This window comes from Nocardia carnea, from assembly GCF_029868855.1.
Taxonomy (GTDB): domain Bacteria; phylum Actinomycetota; class Actinomycetes; order Mycobacteriales; family Mycobacteriaceae; genus Nocardia; species Nocardia carnea_A.
This window is the reverse complement of the sequence record NZ_JARWOV010000271.1, coordinates 15,162-32,193: the sequence shown is the minus strand read 5'-3', so window position 1 is coordinate 32,193 and position 17,032 is coordinate 15,162. Positions and strand designations below refer to the sequence as shown.

17 protein-coding genes are annotated in these 17,032 nt (G+C 68.2%); 7 read left to right on the top strand and 10 right to left on the bottom strand.

The window, feature by feature from the left end:
- Window positions 1-88: 88 nt before the first annotated feature.
- From QH195_RS28155 to QH195_RS28145, 3 genes are all read right to left on the bottom strand, one after another.
- Window positions 89-406 carry a WXG100 family type VII secretion target gene (locus QH195_RS28155; RefSeq protein WP_280437615.1) on the bottom strand — a complete coding sequence of 106 codons (318 nt, stop codon included), beginning with the start codon at window positions 404-406 and terminating at the stop codon, window positions 89-91.
- Entirely contained in the window at window positions 403-906 is a 504-nt protein-coding gene (locus tag QH195_RS28150) for a YbaB/EbfC family nucleoid-associated protein (RefSeq protein WP_280437614.1), read from the bottom strand. Before QH195_RS28150 ends, QH195_RS28155 begins: the two co-directional genes overlap by 4 nt.
- Before the next feature lie 79 nt (window positions 907-985).
- Complete coding sequence (locus tag QH195_RS28145; protein ID WP_280425520.1) at window positions 986-1,600, bottom strand: class I SAM-dependent methyltransferase; 615 nt, start codon at window positions 1,598-1,600, stop codon at window positions 986-988.
- 87 nt (window positions 1,601-1,687) lie between these two features.
- On the opposite strand from QH195_RS28145, the gene QH195_RS28140 reads away from it, so the two are divergent.
- Window positions 1,688-1,855 (top strand): DUF4236 domain-containing protein, encoded by a 168-nt coding sequence (locus QH195_RS28140; protein ID WP_081595447.1) that lies wholly within the window; start codon window positions 1,688-1,690, stop codon window positions 1,853-1,855.
- Between the two features lie 6 nt (window positions 1,856-1,861).
- On the opposite strand, the gene QH195_RS28135 is transcribed toward QH195_RS28140, so the two are convergent.
- Together QH195_RS28135 and QH195_RS28130 are read right to left on the bottom strand one after the other, a co-directional pair.
- Window positions 1,862-2,587, bottom strand: coding sequence for an amino acid ABC transporter ATP-binding protein (locus tag QH195_RS28135; RefSeq protein WP_280425521.1), 726 nt, complete (start codon window positions 2,585-2,587; stop codon window positions 1,862-1,864).
- A gap of 3 nt (window positions 2,588-2,590) precedes the next feature.
- Window positions 2,591-4,375 carry an ABC transporter substrate-binding protein/permease gene (locus QH195_RS28130; RefSeq protein ID WP_280437613.1) on the bottom strand — a complete coding sequence of 595 codons (1,785 nt, stop codon included), beginning with the start codon at window positions 4,373-4,375 and terminating at the stop codon, window positions 2,591-2,593.
- Window positions 4,376-4,888: 513 nt separating this feature from the next.
- On the opposite strand from QH195_RS28130, the gene QH195_RS28125 reads away from it, so the two are divergent.
- Window positions 4,889-5,440: a hypothetical protein gene (locus QH195_RS28125; RefSeq protein WP_280437612.1), complete on the top strand. Its 552-nt coding sequence runs from the start codon at window positions 4,889-4,891 to the stop codon at window positions 5,438-5,440.
- Window positions 5,441-5,457: 17 nt separating this feature from the next.
- On the opposite strand, the gene QH195_RS28120 is transcribed toward QH195_RS28125, so the two are convergent.
- Window positions 5,458-6,318: a helix-turn-helix domain-containing GNAT family N-acetyltransferase gene (locus QH195_RS28120; protein WP_280437611.1), complete on the bottom strand. Its 861-nt coding sequence runs from the start codon at window positions 6,316-6,318 to the stop codon at window positions 5,458-5,460.
- Between the two features lie 329 nt (window positions 6,319-6,647).
- Between QH195_RS28120 and QH195_RS28115 the strand changes: the two genes are divergently transcribed.
- The gene (locus QH195_RS28115; RefSeq protein ID WP_280437610.1) at window positions 6,648-7,871 is read left to right on the top strand and encodes a serine hydrolase domain-containing protein; all 1,224 of its coding nucleotides are present in this window, start codon (window positions 6,648-6,650) and stop codon (window positions 7,869-7,871) included.
- A gap of 32 nt (window positions 7,872-7,903) precedes the next feature.
- Here the strand turns inward: QH195_RS28115 and ilvA are convergent, their stop codons facing one another.
- Both ilvA and QH195_RS28105 read right to left on the bottom strand, forming a co-directional pair.
- Window positions 7,904-9,259, bottom strand: coding sequence for a threonine ammonia-lyase IlvA (ilvA, locus tag QH195_RS28110; RefSeq protein WP_432278364.1), 1,356 nt, complete (start codon window positions 9,257-9,259; stop codon window positions 7,904-7,906).
- Window positions 9,260-9,344: 85 nt separating this feature from the next.
- On the bottom strand, window positions 9,345-9,779 hold the full coding sequence (locus QH195_RS28105; protein WP_280425527.1) for a nitroreductase family deazaflavin-dependent oxidoreductase: 435 nt from the start codon (window positions 9,777-9,779) through the stop codon (window positions 9,345-9,347).
- Window positions 9,780-9,908: 129 nt separating this feature from the next.
- Here QH195_RS28105 and QH195_RS28100 point away from each other — a divergent pair, with 129 nt between their 5' ends.
- Both QH195_RS28100 and QH195_RS28095 read left to right on the top strand, forming a co-directional pair.
- Window positions 9,909-10,136: a hypothetical protein gene (locus tag QH195_RS28100; RefSeq protein ID WP_280425528.1), complete on the top strand. Its 228-nt coding sequence runs from the start codon at window positions 9,909-9,911 to the stop codon at window positions 10,134-10,136.
- A 147-nt stretch (window positions 10,137-10,283) separates the two neighbouring features.
- Window positions 10,284-11,684 (top strand): amidase, encoded by a 1,401-nt coding sequence (locus tag QH195_RS28095; protein ID WP_280437608.1) that lies wholly within the window; start codon window positions 10,284-10,286, stop codon window positions 11,682-11,684.
- A 15-nt stretch (window positions 11,685-11,699) separates the two neighbouring features.
- Here the strand turns inward: QH195_RS28095 and treY are convergent, their stop codons facing one another.
- Together treY and QH195_RS28085 are read right to left on the bottom strand one after the other, a co-directional pair.
- The gene (treY, locus tag QH195_RS28090) at window positions 11,700-14,102 is read right to left on the bottom strand and encodes a malto-oligosyltrehalose synthase (RefSeq protein ID WP_280425530.1); all 2,403 of its coding nucleotides are present in this window, start codon (window positions 14,100-14,102) and stop codon (window positions 11,700-11,702) included.
- A gap of 225 nt (window positions 14,103-14,327) precedes the next feature.
- Window positions 14,328-14,870 carry a cupin domain-containing protein gene (locus QH195_RS28085; protein WP_280425531.1) on the bottom strand — a complete coding sequence of 181 codons (543 nt, stop codon included), beginning with the start codon at window positions 14,868-14,870 and terminating at the stop codon, window positions 14,328-14,330.
- A gap of 29 nt (window positions 14,871-14,899) precedes the next feature.
- On the opposite strand from QH195_RS28085, the gene QH195_RS28080 reads away from it, so the two are divergent.
- On the top strand, window positions 14,900-15,379 hold the full coding sequence (locus QH195_RS28080) for a MarR family winged helix-turn-helix transcriptional regulator (RefSeq protein ID WP_280437607.1): 480 nt from the start codon (window positions 14,900-14,902) through the stop codon (window positions 15,377-15,379).
- Window positions 15,380-15,576: 197 nt separating this feature from the next.
- A complete protein-coding gene (locus QH195_RS28075; protein ID WP_280437606.1) occupies window positions 15,577-16,875 on the top strand; it encodes an adenosylmethionine--8-amino-7-oxononanoate transaminase in 1,299 nt (432 codons plus the stop codon).
- The last annotated feature ends 157 nt before the right edge of the window (window positions 16,876-17,032 follow it).

Here is a 17,032-nt window from a genome sequence, read left to right as displayed (position 1 = left end):
CCCCGGGGCAACACGCTTGCGCATGTAAGGTCGTCCGGTGCGGGCGCCGCCGCCGACCGGTGGCGCGGACGCGATTCCGCGAGTGTGGTTACTGCGGCGCGACCGCGTCGAGCGCGCCGGCGTTGGTTTCGTCCTGGTTGCCGAAATTCGTCGCCACGGCCCCGACACCGTCGCCGACACCGTTCACCGCCTGATTCAGCAGGTTCAGTCCGGTGAGGCCTTCCTCGGCTCCGGGTGTGTACGTCTCCGCGAACTTCTGGCCGATTTCGTCGCCGCCCCAGCATTCGTCCTCGCCGTTGATCACGTCGAGTGCCGCGTTCACCGCGTCGGCCACCTGATCGGCTACCCGGGCGATGGCGGGCCGGGCCGCCTGCAGGGCTTCTTCATCGACCTTTATCTCGCTCATTTCCCGCCGTCCAGGTAGCCGCGGTTACGGAAGTCCTCGTCCTCGTCGTTCGTCGGCTCGGCCGGGACCGGATCGGTGACGGGGTCGGGGAAGAGCGTGTCGACCACGGATTTGATACTGGGCATCCCCGGCGCGATATCGGGCAGGTCCGGGACGTCGTCGGCCAGCGCCGTGAGCGGCGCCCACGCCTGCTGGGAGACCTCGGTGGCCTGCCGCGCCGCGCTCTGCACGGCCTCCAGGATCGAACGTCCGAGTTTGTCGGGGGTGGACCGTTTGAATGCCTCGGGAGTCAACTGCACATCCACGGGGACACCGGCGGTATTGGCGTCGACACGGACCAGATTGTCCGCCGACCAGGCCGTCACCGTGGTCGCCGCCAGCCGCTGCTGGACCTCCGCCATTTCCGCGCGCTGCCGTTCGAACGTGGCCATGAGCTCGTCCACGCTCTCCCGCAGGATCTCGCTGGCTGCCTGGGTGGCCGCGCGATCCTCGTTACCCATCGGGTCGCCTTTCCTCGTTGTCCGCGTCGGGTTCTTTCTACCTTCGACGCGCCAGGCCACCCAATGGTTCCCGCCGGGTTCACGGAGCCGCGGCGACTCCGAGCGATTGGGAGTCGATGAACGCGGGCCCCTGCCCCTTGAAGACCTCCAGATCGCGGATCCGGAACCCAGCGGACCCGATGATGGCGGCGATATCGCGGTTCAGATGGCAGCCGCCGGCGATCCGCTGCTGGAGTGGGTCGAGCCGATGCTGCCAGCGTTGGACCTTCGGGTCCGGGGCCAGGCCGTGTTCGACGAAATGCAGCGTGCCGCCGGGTACCAGGACGCGGCGCAATTCGGCCAGCGCGGCATCGATATCGGGAATGGTGCACATGGTCCACGTCGACAAAGCGGTATCGAAGCTGTTCTCCGGGAAGGGCAGCCGCTGACCGTCCAGACCGGCCCGCTCGACCGGTACCCGGGCCGCGGCCAGTCGCCCCGCCGCGAGTTTCCACCCCAGGTCGGCCGGTTCCACGGCGCTCACCGAGGTGATGGTCGCCGGATAGAACGGCACGTTCAGGCCGGAGCCGAAGCCCAGCTCGATCACCCGGCCCGACAACCCCGAGCACACCCGCTCGCGCAACGGCTCGTTCGCCTTCATCCCGCAGGCCACGTTCACCAGGCGGGGTACGAAACGATCGCGGTAGATTCCCACGTCCTCCACTCTGGCACCCGGGGTGATCGAAAGCCATGGGGGAATACCCGGAACCGCTATCCTGGGGCCGAGTCAGGGAGGTCGGTCATGCCCATCAGGTTCCGCAAACGCACATCCTTCGGACCGCTGAAGTTCAATTTCACCCAGTCGGGTATGTCCTCGTGGGGGATAAAGATCGGCCCGTGGTCGTGGAACTCCCGGACGAAGAAGAACAGTGTCGACCTACCGGGTCCGCTGAGCTGGCGGCAACGCTGACGTGCCTCAGAGCACCTGATCGAGGAAGCGGCGCAGCCGGGGTGTTCGGGCGTTGTCGAACAGGGCTTCGGGCCGTCCGGACTCCACGACCTGGCCGGCGTCCATGAACACGACATGGTCGGAAACGCTGCGGGCGAAACCCATTTCGTGGGTCACCACGATCATCGACATACCGCCCGCGGCCAGATCCGACATCACCGCCAGGATGCCTTTGACCAGTTCCGGGTCCAGTGCCGAGGTGGCCTCGTCGAAGAACATGATGTCGGGTTTCATGGCCAGCGCCCGCGCGATCGCCACGCGCTGCTGCTGGCCGCCGGAGAGGTTGCCGGGCCGGGAATCGGCCTTGCCGGCCAAACCCACCACCTCGAGCTGTTCCAGGGCCAGTGCGCGCGACTCTTCTTTGCTCAGCCCACGCAGTTTGCGCGGCCCCAGCGCGATATTGTCGGCGACGGTCCGATGCGGGAACAGGTTGAACTGCTGGAACACCATCCCGATGCGCTGGCGCAGCCGGTCGGGATGTTCGGCGAGAACCGATTCGCCGTCGAGCAGGATATCGCCGGAATCCGGTTCGTAGAGCCGGTTGAGGACCCGCAGCAGCGTGGATTTACCCGACCCGGACGGCCCGATCACGGTGGTCGTCCGGCCCGCCTCCACCTGGATGTCCACGCCGCGCAGGATCTGATTGTTACCCAGCCGCAGATGCAGTCCGGTACCGGTCAGTGAGGAACTCATCGGTTATCCCCGCCCTTCCGTGATGGTCTGCTGTTCGACAGGGTCGATCGGCTGGTCGGGGCGCCCGGTGCGCATCCGGTGGTCGATGTAGTTCACCAGATGTGTCAGCGGGATGGTCAGCAGCAGGTAGACGAGCCCGGCCGCGACCAGCGGGGACAGGTTCCCGGTCTGTGCGTTCAGATCGCGGCCCACCGCGAAGAGTTCGCGCTGGGTCGCCAGCAGGCCCAGGAAGTAGATCAGCGACGAATCCTTGATCAGGGCGATGAACTGGTTCATCAGGGCGGGTAGCACCCGGCGGACCCCCTGGGGGATCACCACCAGCGTCATCGCCTGCCGGTAACCGAAGCCGATCGCGCGCGCGGCCTCCAACTGGCCGGGTTCCACCGATTGGATACCGGATCGGAAGATCTCACCGATATAGGCGGAGGCGAGCAGCGCCAGCGCCACCGCACCCAGCCAGTAGGGGTTGTTGCCGGTGAGTCCACTGGCCACCGGTCCGATGCCGAGGCCGATGATCAAGATGATCACCACCGCGGGCAGCCCGCGGAAGATATCGGTGTACACCCGGGCCGGCCAGCGCAGCCAGCGGGTGCGCGAAATTCCCGCGACGGCCAGCAGCATGCCGACAACGGTGCCCAGTATCCCCGAGACCACGGCGAGGATCAGGGTGTTGGGCAGCCCGGTCTTGAACAGCTCCGGGAACGCCTGCTTGTACAGCGACCAGTCGAAGAAGGTATCGCGCAACTGTTCCAGCGCCGATTTCGGCGCCTGTTCGGTGTGCTCCTGTGGTCCGCGTTCGGCGGCCAGCGCAGCGAAATCCGGGAGTTCCGGAGCGGGCGCGGCTTTGGACCCGGGTTTCCAGCCGGGCGGTAGTTCCCGGGGTACCCAGTCGCTGTAGAGGCGGGCGTAGGTACCGTCGGCGATCACCGCGTCCAGGCCCGCGTTGAGCGCGTCGATCAGCGGCTGGTTGTTCTTCGCGACCGCCCAGGCCGCGAAATTGTCCAGGCTGAACGAGTTCTCCACCACCGAAGTGGCATCGCCCGGTGCGATCGCGCCGTCGGCCTGCGCGGACGGTGCGACCCAGGCGTCCACCTGGCCGGTTTTCACATTCGCGTAGGCAGTGTTGTAGTCGGGGAACTTGACCGGGTCCAAGCCCAGTTCGTTGACGACGTATTCATCCTGAACGGTGCCCTGCACGACCGCGACCCGCGATCCCGGACCCAGGTCGTCGAACCCGCGGACCGGGCTCCCGTCCTTCACCACCAGAGAGAAGTAGCCGAAATCGTAGCCGTTGGTGAAACCGACCTGCTGACGCCGGGCGTCGGTGGTGGTGATGTTGGACGAGCCGACATCGAAACGTTTCCCGGCGACCTGGGCCAGCAGACCGGCGAACTCGGTCCCGGAGAATTTCACCTGCAGCCCGAGTTCCGCCGCCACCGCCCGCAGCAGTTCGTTGTCGAAACCGGTGAACGAACCGGCCGAGTTCACGCAGATACTCGGCGGCGCGTCCGACAGCGTGCCCACGCTCAGCACGCCGGGCTCGATCAACCCCAGCCGGGCGATATCCACCGATTCGACAGGGACGGTGGACGGTGTGGTGAACCGATCCTCCGATCCGCCCCCGGGCGCGCTCAGTTTCTCCGGGGCCGCCGACGCCGCCTCGGGGCCGGGCGGAGCGCAGAGATCACGGGCGGCGGTTTGCCCACCGTCGCCGCTATCGCATGCCGTCGCGAGCAGCGCGACGGCGAGCAACAGCGCCGCGAGCAGCGCACGGGACAGTCTGGCCATGATCGACAACCCTAAACCCCGGTCCATCCGGGAGCGGACACCCCTGGTCGTGTACCCGCGGCTGAGTCTCCCTGTCCATGGCCGGGATGATTAGGCGTTTCCGGTCGCGGGCGGCGAATTCGGCTCGATACGAGTCGAATAGCGGCCGGCCGGCGGAACTGCCCACGGTCCCGCCGGGGGCCCGTCGAGCCGATACCGTGAACTGCCACGGTGGTAGCCCGGGTCGAGGCATCCGCCGACGCGCAGACTTCGGTACGGCCGCGCACCTCGGTTTCGCCGTACAACGGGAATCGCCGCGGACTCCGGGCGTCCGCACTGGGCCCAGTACAGCATGAGACTGTACTTCGACCCGCGCGCGGCATCGTGCCGGGAACTCGCCCGCGCCGCCGCTTCGGGTGCGCGGAGGTGCCGGGAGGTCGATCCGGCCGTTAGGGTTGGCGGGCAGGCGGAGGCCGGGTACCGAGCCGTAAGCGGCACCGTTGTTCCAGGATCGATTCGGTACGGGGCAGTTGTATGAGGATTTCGGCCGGTGCGCCGGGGTGGTATGAGGCGTGCACGCCGGACGAGCGCGCCGATACCGCCGCTCTGGCAGCGTCGCGGTGGAAATGGTCGGTGGTGTGGTCGGGTATCGCGGCCCTGGGGGCGGTGCTCGCCGTCTGTGGGCTGGTGAGTGGCGTGCTGCCCGTGCCGTGGCCGGTGACTGCTGTTCCGCGCGCATCGCTCGGGATCGCGCTGGCGGCCCTGCTGATCGATCTGGCCGTGCTGATACCGAACTGTGTGGCCTGGTCGCGGGTGGAACAGGTCTTCTCCGGCCGGGCGCCGGACGAGGTGGTGCGGCCGTTCCGCCGGCTGCGTTGGGTGCCGACCTCCCTGGTTTCGTTGCTCGGCACCCTCGCCATGCTCACGGCCGGTGTCCATCCACTCGCCGTCCTGGGTGAACACGGTCTCGGCGGGTTGTGGTTCCTCGACTGGCTCACCGCGGCGGTGGCGGTGCTGTGCGTGCTGTGTGGTCTGTCGACCATGTGGTTGAAAGTGATCCTGCGGCCGGTCCGCACCGGACCTTGATCAGCGCCGGGCCGGGCTCAGTTGAGCGGGCTGCGGCGTTCGAGCAGCACCGCATCGCGCCAGCGCCCTTCGAACCGGCCGATCCGCTCCCGGATACCGACCGTGCGGAATCCGGCCGCGTGGTGCACCGAGATACCGGTCCGGTCTTCGGGGTACAGGGTGGTCTGCAGAGTGCGCAGCCCGGCCTCCTCGGCGGCCATCACCTGCCGGCGCAGCAGCGCGGTACCGATACCCCGGCCCTCCAGATCATCGGCGACCATGACACAACTATCGGCGATATCGCGGTAGAAATCGTGCCCGGAGACCGGGGTGAGTGCGGCCCAGCCGGCGATCCGGCCGCCGGTTTCGGCGATCCAGCGATGGCCGGGCAGCCACTGCCGGTCCAAGTCCTCCCGCTCGGGTGCTTCGGCGGCGAAGACCGCGGGATAGGTGGCGCCGCGGCGGGCGTAGATGGCCCGGACCGCGGGCCAGTCGTCGTCGCTCATCGCGCGCACGGCCACATCCGGGGGCGGATCCTCGGGACACAGCGGCTGCGGGGTCAGAATGCCCATCACCGCGTCCGCGGTATGGGGGAGTTCCGTGCAGCGGTCCGGGTTGACTGTGACGAGTGTGGCGGTGCCTTCTTTGTGTACCGTGACGAATCCGGCGTCGGTGAGTTTGCGGACATGGTGGGAGACCGTCGGCTGACCGATTCCGAGTGCCTCGGCGATTTCGCCGATATGGATTCCGGCGGGGCTTGTGGCGACCTGGTGCAACAACCGGACCCGGGTGGGGTCGGCCAGGCAGGAAAACCAGCCGGCGTAGAGGGTCGCGTCGGCGACCGGGAGCGCATCGTCGCGCACCTGGTCCCGCACGATCGGCGGTTCCAAGGAGGTCATGCGGCCCACTATATCCACGCAAATATTCGTTTCGAGAATTTTGCCGTGTCGAATGTTTATCGAGTGTCTTCGATATTTCGCAGAGGCAATTTTCCGGAATCGTTTCGCGTCCCGGCGGTGACGATTTCGTATCCTCGCCCGGGAATTATCTCGGCCGATTGCCCACTCTCCGGTCCTGACTGTCCCGGACAATCGCGTTCGAGCATCGGGCCGAGCCCTCGGCGTGTGAGCTCACCGGATCCGGCGCGGATCGGTGCGTTGGGTCGCTGCGGCGTATACCGTCCCGGACGGCGTTGCCGAAACGTGCCGAATGACCTTACTGTGTAAGGATGAGCAGCGTCGCTTATTCCGGCACCGCCGGAGCAGGATTTCGGCGGCTGACGTCCGCCTTCACCCGGGTCTACGGTGGCCGGAAGGGTGTCGGTGCGGCGCTGGCGGTCTATCGGCACGGAGAGCCGATTCTGGATATCTGGACGGGGGAGTCCGCGCCGGGGCGGCCGTGGACCCGCGATACGGGCGCCATGGTCTTCTCGGCCACCAAGGCGATCGCCTCGACCGTCGTACACCGGCTCGCCGACCGCGGGCTGATCGACTACGACGCCCCTGTCGCCGAGTACTGGCCGGAGTTCGGCTGCAACAAGAAGGATTGCATCACCGTCCGGCAGGTACTCACCCATTCGGCGGGGCTGTCCGGGGTGGGCACGCTGGCGGCGCACGGTTCCGAACTGCTCGATCACGAGCTCATGGCGCAACGGCTGGCCGCCGCCACTCCCGACCGGCTGCTCGGTGTGCCCGCCTACCACGCGATGACCTACGGCTGGCTGCTTGCGGGCCTGGCGCGGGCGGTGACCGGGTCGAGCATGAAACAGCTGTTCCAGCAGGAGGTCGCGCAGCCGCTGGGAATCGAAGGTATCCATCTGGGCCGCCCGCCCGCGGGATCGGTGACCATGGCCGCGGAAAGTTTCGGTACCGGCTTCGCCTTCGCCGGTACTCCGCACGGCTCGCGCCTGGTCGGCCTGCTGCAGAGCATTCCCGGTGTGCTCGGCGTGAGCAGCCGGTCGCTGTTCATCCCGGGTGCGGAAGCCATTCTCGCCGGTCCGAACCCGCCGGTGCTGGACAGCGAGATGCCCGCCGCCAACGGGGTGTGCACCGCCAACGGGCTGGCCGCCATGTACGAGCCGCTGGCCTGTGACGGTATGGCAGGCGGGCAGCGGTACCTGTCCGGCGCCACCATGCAGGCGATTCGCCGGATCGAACGATACCGCCCGGACACGGGATTGTTCCTCTACATGGGGCCGCTGTGGCATCTGGGCTACCACGCGATGCCGACCCTCGGCGCGCCGCGCGGCTTCGGTCATATCGGACTCGGCGGCTCGTTCGGCTGGGCCGATCCGGACAGCGGGCTCTCGGTAGGCTTCACGCACAACCGGCTGTCGCTGGACATGCTGGCCGTGGATCAGCCGGCCTTCGCCTGGCTGCTGCCGCTGGTGGTCGGCGGTGCCCGGTCGGCCCGCCGGATCGCGCGCCGCGCACCCCGAGAAGCTGCCGCCTGACCCGTGGGCGGGGGCAGCGGCCGCGGATCCCGTCAGGTCAGGTAGCGGTAGGCCGGTGAGCCCGGTTCCAGCCGTTCGCACTGGATCGGTGAGCGGGCGATCCGGTCCATCAGCGGTTGCAGGCCGCCGCGTTCGCCGAGTTCCACGCCGACCAGCGCCGCACCGGTCTCGCGGTTGTTGCGCTTGACGTACTCGAACAGCGTGATGTCGTCGTCGGGACCGAGTACCTCGTCGAGGAAGCGGCGCAGCGCACCGGGTTCCTGCGGGAAATCCACCAGGAAGTAGTGCTTGAGGCCCTGGTGCACCAGCGACCGCTCGATCACCTCGCCGTAGCGGGAGACATCGTTGTTGCCGCCGGAGACCAGGCAGACCACCGTCGAGCCGGGTTCCGGGGCGGCCTCGAGCAGTGCGGCCACCGCGAGGGCACCTGCCGGTTCGGCGATGATCCCCTCGTTCTGGTAGAGGTCCAGCATGGCCGTGCAGATGGCGCCCTCGTCGACCCGCAGCAGGCCGAACGACCCCGCGCCGGGCGGATATTCGGTGCCGGTGAGCAAGGGCAGCGACGCGTGTGAGACCACCCGGCCGCCGAACTCCGACACCGCATCGAAGGGCACCTTGCCGATCCGGCGTACCGCGGCACCGTCGACGAACGGGTCGACCTCGGGCAGGGTGACCGGCGTTCCCGCGATCAAGGCCGCGGTCATGGACGCGGCCCCGGCCGGTTCGACCCCGAGGATGCCGGTCTGCGGCGAACGTTCCCGCAGGTAGGTGCCGACTCCGGCGAGGCAGCCACCGCCGCCCACGGGGACGATCACCAGATCGGGGGGCGTTTCGAGCTGGTTCAGGATCTCCGCGGCGATGGTGCCCTGACCCGCCGCGGTGCGCGTGTCGTCGAACGGGGGCACCATGGTGGCGCCACTGCGCCGGACATCGGCGGCGGCGGCCGCGGCGGCGGCGTCGAAGGTTTCCCCGACCGCGATGAGTTCTACGAACTCGCCGCCGTGTACCCGGATCCGGTCGCGCTTCTGCTTGGGAGTGGTGGTGGGCACGTAGATCCGCCCTTTGATTCCCATGGCCTGGCAGGCGAAGGCCACACCCTGGGCATGATTGCCGGCACTGGCGGTGACCACACCGGCCGCCCGTTCGGGTTCGCTGAGCTGCACGACCAGGTTGTAGGCGCCGCGGAGCTTGTAGGACCGCACGACGGTCAGATCCTCGCGCTTCAGATACACCTGCGCGCCCGTGAGCTGGGACAACCGTGGGCAGAGCTGCAGCGGAGTCGGCTCGATAATGTCGGCGATACGCTTGGCCGCAGCATCGATCTCGTCCGCGGTGAGCGCGGGACGGGCTTCGGGCAGATGGGTCAGCACATCGGACACCCGCCCCATGGTGCCACCCGCCGCTGCCGGGAACCGCGGCGGGTGGCCTGTACTGGGGTTTCGTTCATTCTCGGGGGCGGCCGGAGCCGCGGGTTCAGCGTGGTGTCAGCACGAAGACCGGGATCTGCCGTTCGGTTTTGGTCTGGTAATCGGCATAGGGCGGATACGCGGCGACGGCACGCTCCCACCAGACCGCCTTCTCCTCGCCGAACACCTCGCGAGCGGTGTAGTCCTTGGTCACCGTTCCGTCCTGCAGTTCCACATGCGGTTCGGCGACGATGTTGTGGTACCAGACGGGATGCTTCGGCGCGCCCCCCAGCGAGGCGACGACGGCGTATTCACCCTCGTGCTCGACCCGCATGAGGGCGGTCTTACGAAGCTTGCCGGTCTTGTTGCCGACGGTGGTCAGCACCACGACGGGCATACCGTTCATCGTGGTGCCCTCGGTGCCCCCCGAGTTCTCGATCTTCTCGGCCTGCTCACGGGCCCAATCGGACGTGGACGGTGCGTACTCTCCGGTCAATGGCATACCACGGGAAACGTCGCGGGTTCCGGCGATTGTTCCCGGCCGGGTGGCGGCGGTCGCGCCGTGGGATATGTGTGCGGAAAAACAAAAGTTCGATGGACCGAACATGGGCCGCACGGGTAGCCTTATTGCATGACCGCATCGCAGACTCTGGGTACCCGCGCTCCGGTTCGCGCCGGGGCGGAGGTCGATATCGCGGGGACGCGCTGGCCGGTGTACAAGCTGGAGGCGCTGGGGGCCGGTCTGCTGTCTCTCCTGGTTGCGGCGCTCGTCCTCGGTTCGCTACAGGCGGGTGTGCTGCTCGGTGCCGCCGTCGGTGCGGTGCTGTGGGTGCTGGGGTGGTGGCGTACGGCGCGGTAACTCCCGTGCGTTCGCCTCCTGGCGGGTTCTGTGTGTCGCTCCGGCTCCGCGATGGTCTTCCAAGTACTACGCTGAGCCGAACTGAACCCATGTCCAACTTGGTCCGGTCGGTCCGCCACCGGCCACGAGGTACACGCGAGCCGAGATATGAGCGATCGAGTACATGCCTTCACCGACGACGTGCTGGCCGACCACGATGCGGTGGCGCTGGCGGAGCTGGCCGGCTCCGGAGCAGTGCGTCCCGACGAACTCGCGGCGGCGGCGCTGACGCGCGCGGAAGCGGTGAATCCACGGCTGAACGCCATCGCGCATCGCTGCTCGAGCCCGCGGCACGCGGCGGACGATACCGGTATCTGGTACGGCGTCCCGGCGTTCGTGAAGGACAACGCCGATGTGGCGGGGCTGCCCAGCTGCCACGGTAGTGCCGCCATCACCCCGCATCCGGCGGGTAAGGACGACCGTTTCACCGCCCAGTTGCTCAGTACCGGCATCACGGTTCTCGGCAAAACAACCATGCCGGAGTTCGGTTTCACCTCCACCACCGAGTTCGAGAGCAGTGACCCGACCCGCAACCCGTGGGATACCGGCTACACGGTCGGCGGGTCGTCGGGTGGTTCGGCGGCGATGGTCGCGGCGGGTGTGGTGCCGGTCGCGCACGGTAACGACGGTGGCGGGTCACTGCGGATCCCGGCGGCCTGCGCCGGTCTGGTGTCGCTGAAGCCCAGCCGGTTCCGGCATCTGGACAATGCGCAGGCCCGGCAGTTGCCGATCAAATTGGTCTCCGAAGGTGTTCTCACGCGGTCGGTGCGCGATCAGGCCGCCTATCATGCCGCTGCCGAAAAATACTGGCGCAATCCGAAACTCCCGCCCATCGGGACCGTGGAGGGTCCGTCGGCGCGCGGGTTGCGGATCGGGTTGCTCACCACCGCCTGCAACGGCCGCGAACCCGATGCCGCGACCGCGGCGGCCGTCCGCAGTACCGCGGAGATCCTCGAAGCGGCGGGGCATTCCATCGAGCCGATGGCCTCTCCGGTCGCGCCGAGCCTGGTGGACGATTTCCTGCGCTACTGGGGTTTCCTGGCGCAGATGTCGGGAGTGACCGGCAAATTCAGCCACGGCCGCAGCTTCGACGCCGCCCGACTGGACGCCTTCACGAAGGGGCTCGCCGCCTCCTTCCGCCGGCAACTCCTGGCCGCCCCGGGCTCGCTGTACCGGCTGAACAAGGCCCGCGCCGACTACGACGAAGTCCTCACCCGCTACGACGTGATCCTGTCGCCGGTGCTCACCCACACCACACCCGAACTCGGATACCTCCGCCCGGGCGTGCCGTTCGACGAATTGCTCGACCGGGTAACGAATTTCGTGGGCTATACGCCGATCAGCAATGTCACCGGGTCGCCGTCGATCGCGGTCCCGGCCGGGCTCACCGACGCGGGGTTGCCGATCGGGGTGATGCTCAGCGGTGCCTACGGCGACGAACGGACCCTGCTCGAACTGGCTTTCCTGCTGGAGGCGCAACGGCCGTTCCCGCGGATCACCGAATCCTGACAGGCCGCCGAGCGTTCAGCGGACCAGGAGCGCGACCGGTAGCCGGGCGAACAACTTCTCGGTCCGGGCGCGGTTCTGGAAGGTGTGCCCGGTGAGCCGGTCGGTCCAGGAACCGGACGGCAGCTCGATATAGGTATCGCCCCAGCCGGTCTCGCCGATCGCGACACTGTGCCGGGTCACCGCCACGAGGATTTCCGGATCGGCACCGACCCGACCGCGGGCATAGGCGACCAGTTTGTCGGCGTGCTCGCCGTGCCCGAACACGGGTGTATAGCTGCCGCCGACGAAACATTCGGGCCGCTCCCGGCGCAGCCACAGCGCGTACGCCACCACCCACATCTTCGCGGCACCCGTGATATCCAGGGCGGGGGTGGTGGTGAGGGTGTGCAGCATCGCGATCCGGGCTCCGAAGTCCACCGGGCGGCGGTTGTCCGGATCTACCAGGGAGTCCTCCCAGATCTCGCAGCCCTGGTAGATATCCGGGATTCCCGGGGCACACAGCTGCAGCAGTTTCTGGGCCAGCGAATCCGACCAGGCGTGCGGTGCGAGGTCGTGTGCGAGATCGGTGAGCTGACGCCCCACCGGCCCGTCGATCACCTGGTCCAGCCAGGCGTGCACCGAGTTCTCGAACTCCAGGTCGGGTTCCTCCCAGGCGGTGTGCAGCCCGGATTCGCGCATCGCCTTCTCGGCGAAGCGGTGCACGCGCTCGCGCAGCCCGGGGACCGAGGACGCCGGCCGGCCGTCGGCGGGCCACATCCCGAACATGTTCTGCAGCAGGAACAGTGCGGTCGCGCCGTCGGGGGGCGGCAGTTTCTCCAACCACAGCGTCACCGCCCGCGCCCACATCCGCGGGACCTGGGACAGGATGCCGATCCGCGCCCGCACATCCTCGCCGCGTTTGGTGTCGTGGGTGGACAGGGTGGTCATCGAGGCGGGCCAGCGCAGCGCCCGCGACGCGTTGGCGAGATGGAATTCGTTGACGGTGCGACCGAAACGCGCCGGATTACCACCGAGTTCCTGTAACGAGACCAGTCGCACCGCGCGGTAGAACAGAATGTCCTCCACGGCCTTCGCGCCGATCGCCGTACTCACCTGATGGAACCGGCTCCACGCTGCCCCACCCCGGGTCAATGCCGTCACCAGCACCGACAGCGGCACCCGCAGTTCGGCATTGCGTTTCTCCACCTCGGCCAGCACCGCGCTGATCATGCCCGCGAGCGGTGTGTAGTCGGCCCGGGCCACCGGCAGGAACGACAGCACTTCGATGGTGGCGTTGGTGAGCGCCATGGTGTCGAAATCCTCGGCGCCCGCGTCCTGTTTGATCGCGGCGACCAGCCGGCGGATCTCCGGCAGCAGAATACTCTCCGCCACCGCGCGTTTGATTCGGTGTTCTTTCTCGCCCACCCACACGCGGTCGCTGCCGTGCCCGGTGATGTGCCGGGACAGTTCGGTGAGGATCGGTTCGCCGGCGGGTTCGAGCAGGACACCGCCGAAATCGGCGAGGGTGTCGTAACCGGTGGTGCCGTCGATCGGGAGGGTGGCGTCGAGGGGTTCGCGGTTGGCGAGGGTCTTCTCCACCAGCAGCAACCGGTTCGGGCCGATCAGCCGGCGCAGGCGCTGCAGGTATTCCGTCGGGTCGGCCAGCCCGTCGGGGTGGTCCACCCGCACACCGTCGATGAGGTCGTGTTCACACCAGGCCGCCAGTTCGCGGTGGGTGGCCTCGAAAACGTGCGGATCCTCCTGGCGCAGCGCCGCCAGCCCGTCGATCGACAGGTAACGGCGGTAGCCGCAGATACCGGATTTCCGGCTCACCAGCCGATAGTGCTGTTTGTCGTGGATCCGCAGCGCATTGTCGCCGTCGGTGCCGGGGGCGATCGGGAAACGCAGATCGTAGAGCGCCAGCAGCGGTTCGGGCCCGGACCGGTCGACGGTCAGCGCGGCCGGATCGTTCTCGCTGCGCAGCACCGGTAGCGCCAGCCGCCCGCCGACACCGTTGCCCGGACTCCAGTCGATATCGAAGAAGGGGGCGAACTGCGATTTGCGGCCGTACTGCAGCACATGCCACCACCACGGGTTCTGCTGCGGATCCGCGACTCCCACATGGTTGGGGACCAGGTCCATGATCAATCCCATACCGCGGTTACGGGCCTCGTCGGCCAGCGCCTTCAGGCCCACCGGGCCGCCGAGCGCGGGGGAGACGGCAGTGGGGTCGGTGACGTCGTAGCCGTGCGTGGAACCGCGCGCGGCGGTCATCACCGGGGACAGGTAGATATGGGAAACCCCGAGCTGCTGGAGATACTCTGCGATCGCCACGGCCTGTGCGAAGGTGAGGCCGTCCGGTCGCAGCTGTAGCCGGTAGGTGCTGCGGACCGGAGTCAGTCGCGGATCGGGGCGAAAACGCGGCGGGTCTGCGGGCATACGGTTCTCGGTCGGGTCCTGGGGTGGCACGGCGGACAGATGTGGCTGCGCGGTCATCGGCGGGGGAGTGGGTCACCGCGGATGGTAGACGTGGCCCCGTGGCCGGGAGATATCCGGCGCTCTCGGTGGTGGTGCCGCACCCTCGGGCAGCGGGTCGGACGCGTGCATGGTCAAGACCCTAGCGCGATTGCGGCGAAGTCCCGCCAGGGGTCGTTGGTCAAACGATCAGTTCGGTTCGGGTGATATCCCGAGGCGCCGCGCGTAACCGGTTCGCCGGGCGATTGCGGCGAGGCTTCCGAAGGTGGCCCGTTGCAGCCAGGAGGGTATACCGGCCAGGTAGCCGTCCTGTAGTTCCCAGAGCAGGGCGAGCGCCAAGGGATTGCGAGGGACGCCGGAACCGGTGGTGGCACCGGCCTCGTCCAGAGCGCTCCACAGGGTGAACATCTGCCAATGCCGCAGTGGTGGCCGGATCTCGTGATCGAGCACGGTATCGCGGGCCTCGTTGTGGAATTCGTGCACCGCGCGTGCCGGTGCGACGACGGTATCGCCGGGTTGCGCGAGGATTTCGTGGCCGTCGATCCGGAATCGCACGGTGCCCCGGCGCACCGTCCACTCCTCGGTGAGTACCGGATGCCAGTGGGGTCCGGCCTGGCGGCCGGGTTCGGGAAGGTCGTGCCGCAGGCGCAGATACGGGCCGCGGTCGTCGGCGCCCTGGTCGACCAGTGTGACGCGATGGCCGTTGCGGAAGGAGAGGGCCCGGGATGTCATACCCCAATTAGAAAGGTAACCTTCATAATATGTCAACACCGGGACGTCCTTCTCTGTTGAAACTGCTCACCCTTGCCGCCAGGGCCGTCGAAGACGAACTGAACGCCGGCTTGCGTGCCGAGCTGGCCGCCGAACTGCGCCCGGCGCACTACGCGGTATTCCGCTACCTCGACCCGGCCGGTTCGCGGGTGGGTGAACTGGCACAGGCGGCGGGGATGACGCAGCAGTCGATGGGCGAACTGATCGGTCAGCTGGAACAGACGGGGCTGGTGCGCCGGGAGGTGGATCCGGCCGACCGGCGCGCCCGGCAGGTGGTGTGCACCCCGGCGGGGCAGGACGCGCTGGTGCTGGCCGGGAAGCGGATCGCCGGTATCGAGCAGCGGGTCGCACATGAGGTCGGGGAGGCGGGTATGGATGAATTGCGGAGCCTGCTCGCCCGAGTTGTGGAAGTTCTCGGCGTGTCGCAGGGCGCGGGCGAGGGCGTCGGCGAGTCGGGGCGGTCGGTATGAGGACTGTGAGCGGGGCGGGAAGTGCTGTTGGCCACCAGGGTGGCCGCGGACCGCGTCGCCGGTGCTGCGGCCGTAGGGACGGCGGATGCGCCCGCGTCGCGTTGGGGGACCGCTGGAACCGCCGAGTGTCTTTGGTAACTTGAACGGTGTTCAGGTCGCCCAGGGGGCGGCCGCATCCTTCAAGGTGAGGATCACCGTTGACCGTTGCTGCGGCGCCGCTCACCGCGGCGCGGATCTCGGCGCTGGACGCCCGCCACGTATGGCACCCGTACGGTGGATTCCCGGCCACCACCGAACCCCTGGTCGTCGCCGCTGCCTCGGGTACCAGGCTCACCCTGGCCGATGGCCGGGAACTCGTCGACGGGATGAGCTCCTGGTGGGCGGCGGTGCACGGCTACCGGCATCCCGTCCTCGACGCGGCACTGGCGGAGCAGGCGGGGCGGATGAGTCATGTCATGTTCGGCGGGCTCACCCACGAACCCGCGGTGCGTCTCTGCGAACTCCTGGTGCGGCACACTCCGGGCGGTCTGGACAAGGTGTTCCTCTGCGACTCCGGCTCGGTATCGATCGAGGTGGCGGTGAAGATGTGCCTACAGTTTTGGCGGTCGGTGGGCAAACCGGGCAAACGCCGCCTGCTCACCTGGCGCGGCGGCTACCACGGCGACACCTTCACCCCGATGAGCGTCTGCGACCCCGACGGCGGCATGCACGCCCTGTGGACCGATGTGCTGGCCGACCAGATCTTCGTCTCCGCGCCGCCGCGGGAATACCTGCCGGATTACGTGCGCGAACTCGAAGCGGCCATTGCCGGAAATGCCGCCGAACTCGCCGCCGTCGTGGTGGAACCCGTAGTGCAGGGAGCCGGTGGGATGCGCTGGCACGACCCGCGCTATCTGGCCGATCTGCGCCGGCTCTGCGACGAGCACGGGGTGCTGCTGGTGTTCGACGAGATCGCCACCGGATTCGGTCGCACCGGCACATTGTTCGCGGCCGAGCACGGCGGGGTCGCCCCCGATGTCATGTGTGTGGGCAAGGCGCTCACCGGTGGCTACCTGACGCTCGCCGCGACACTGTGCACCACCGAACTCGCCGAAACCGTGAGCGCGGCCCACGGCGGCCTCATGCACGGGCCGACGTTCATGGGCAACCCGCTGGCCTGCGCGGTCGCGGTCGCCTCCATCGAACTGCTGCTGACCCGTGATTGGCGCGGCGAGGTCGCGCGGCTGGAGAACGGGCTGCGCGCGGGGCTGGCGCCGGCCCGGGAACTGCCGGGCGTGACCGATGTCCGGGTGCTGGGCGGTATAGGGGTGATCCAGCTCGACCGCCCCGTGGATATGCGCGCGGCCACCGACGCGGCCGTCGGCGCGGGCGCCTGGATCCGGCCGTTCCGCGATCTCGTCTACGCCATGCCGCCGTTCATCAGCGATACCGTGGACCTCGAGACAGTGACCCGCGCGATGGTCGCGGCGGCGCGGGCCGGGGATCGTGCCGGATGACGACCCCGGCGCCGGTTCGAGACCTCTGTTCGACGACCGTCGACGTGATGCGGTGGATCGGCCGGGATCGCGGTCACCCGCCCGCCGGACGGCCGCCGCTGCGCACCCGGAGGGGAGATGCGCAGCGGCAGCTGGTTGCCGGCCGGCGACGGCCGAG

What these genes read in the sequence shown, in the direction of transcription:
- QH195_RS28105 (WP_280425527.1), bottom strand. Translation starts at nt 9,779, where the DNA reads ATGCCATTGACCGGAGAGTACGCACCGTCCACGTCCGATTGGGCCCGT.
- QH195_RS28140 (WP_081595447.1), top strand. Translation starts at nt 1,688, where the DNA reads ATGCCCATCAGGTTCCGCAAACGCACATCCTTCGGACCGCTGAAGTTC.
- QH195_RS28095 (WP_280437608.1), top strand. Translation starts at nt 10,284, where the DNA reads ATGAGCGATCGAGTACATGCCTTCACCGACGACGTGCTGGCCGACCAC.
- ilvA (WP_432278364.1), bottom strand. Translation starts at nt 9,259, where the DNA reads ATGGGGCGGGTGTCCGATGTGCTGACCCATCTGCCCGAAGCCCGTCCC.
- QH195_RS28135 (WP_280425521.1), bottom strand. Translation starts at nt 2,587, where the DNA reads ATGAGTTCCTCACTGACCGGTACCGGACTGCATCTGCGGCTGGGTAAC.
- QH195_RS28100 (WP_280425528.1), top strand. Translation starts at nt 9,909, where the DNA reads ATGACCGCATCGCAGACTCTGGGTACCCGCGCTCCGGTTCGCGCCGGG.
- QH195_RS28115 (WP_280437610.1), top strand. Translation starts at nt 6,648, where the DNA reads ATGAGCAGCGTCGCTTATTCCGGCACCGCCGGAGCAGGATTTCGGCGG.
- QH195_RS28120 (WP_280437611.1), bottom strand. Translation starts at nt 6,318, where the DNA reads ATGACCTCCTTGGAACCGCCGATCGTGCGGGACCAGGTGCGCGACGAT.
- QH195_RS28130 (WP_280437613.1), bottom strand. Translation starts at nt 4,375, where the DNA reads ATGGCCAGACTGTCCCGTGCGCTGCTCGCGGCGCTGTTGCTCGCCGTC.
- QH195_RS28080 (WP_280437607.1), top strand. Translation starts at nt 14,900, where the DNA reads ATGTCAACACCGGGACGTCCTTCTCTGTTGAAACTGCTCACCCTTGCC.
- treY (WP_280425530.1), bottom strand. Translation starts at nt 14,102, where the DNA reads ATGCCCGCAGACCCGCCGCGTTTTCGCCCCGATCCGCGACTGACTCCG.
- QH195_RS28085 (WP_280425531.1), bottom strand. Translation starts at nt 14,870, where the DNA reads ATGACATCCCGGGCCCTCTCCTTCCGCAACGGCCATCGCGTCACACTG.
- QH195_RS28150 (WP_280437614.1), bottom strand. Translation starts at nt 906, where the DNA reads ATGGGTAACGAGGATCGCGCGGCCACCCAGGCAGCCAGCGAGATCCTG.
- QH195_RS28125 (WP_280437612.1), top strand. Translation starts at nt 4,889, where the DNA reads ATGAGGATTTCGGCCGGTGCGCCGGGGTGGTATGAGGCGTGCACGCCG.
- QH195_RS28155 (WP_280437615.1), bottom strand. Translation starts at nt 406, where the DNA reads ATGAGCGAGATAAAGGTCGATGAAGAAGCCCTGCAGGCGGCCCGGCCC.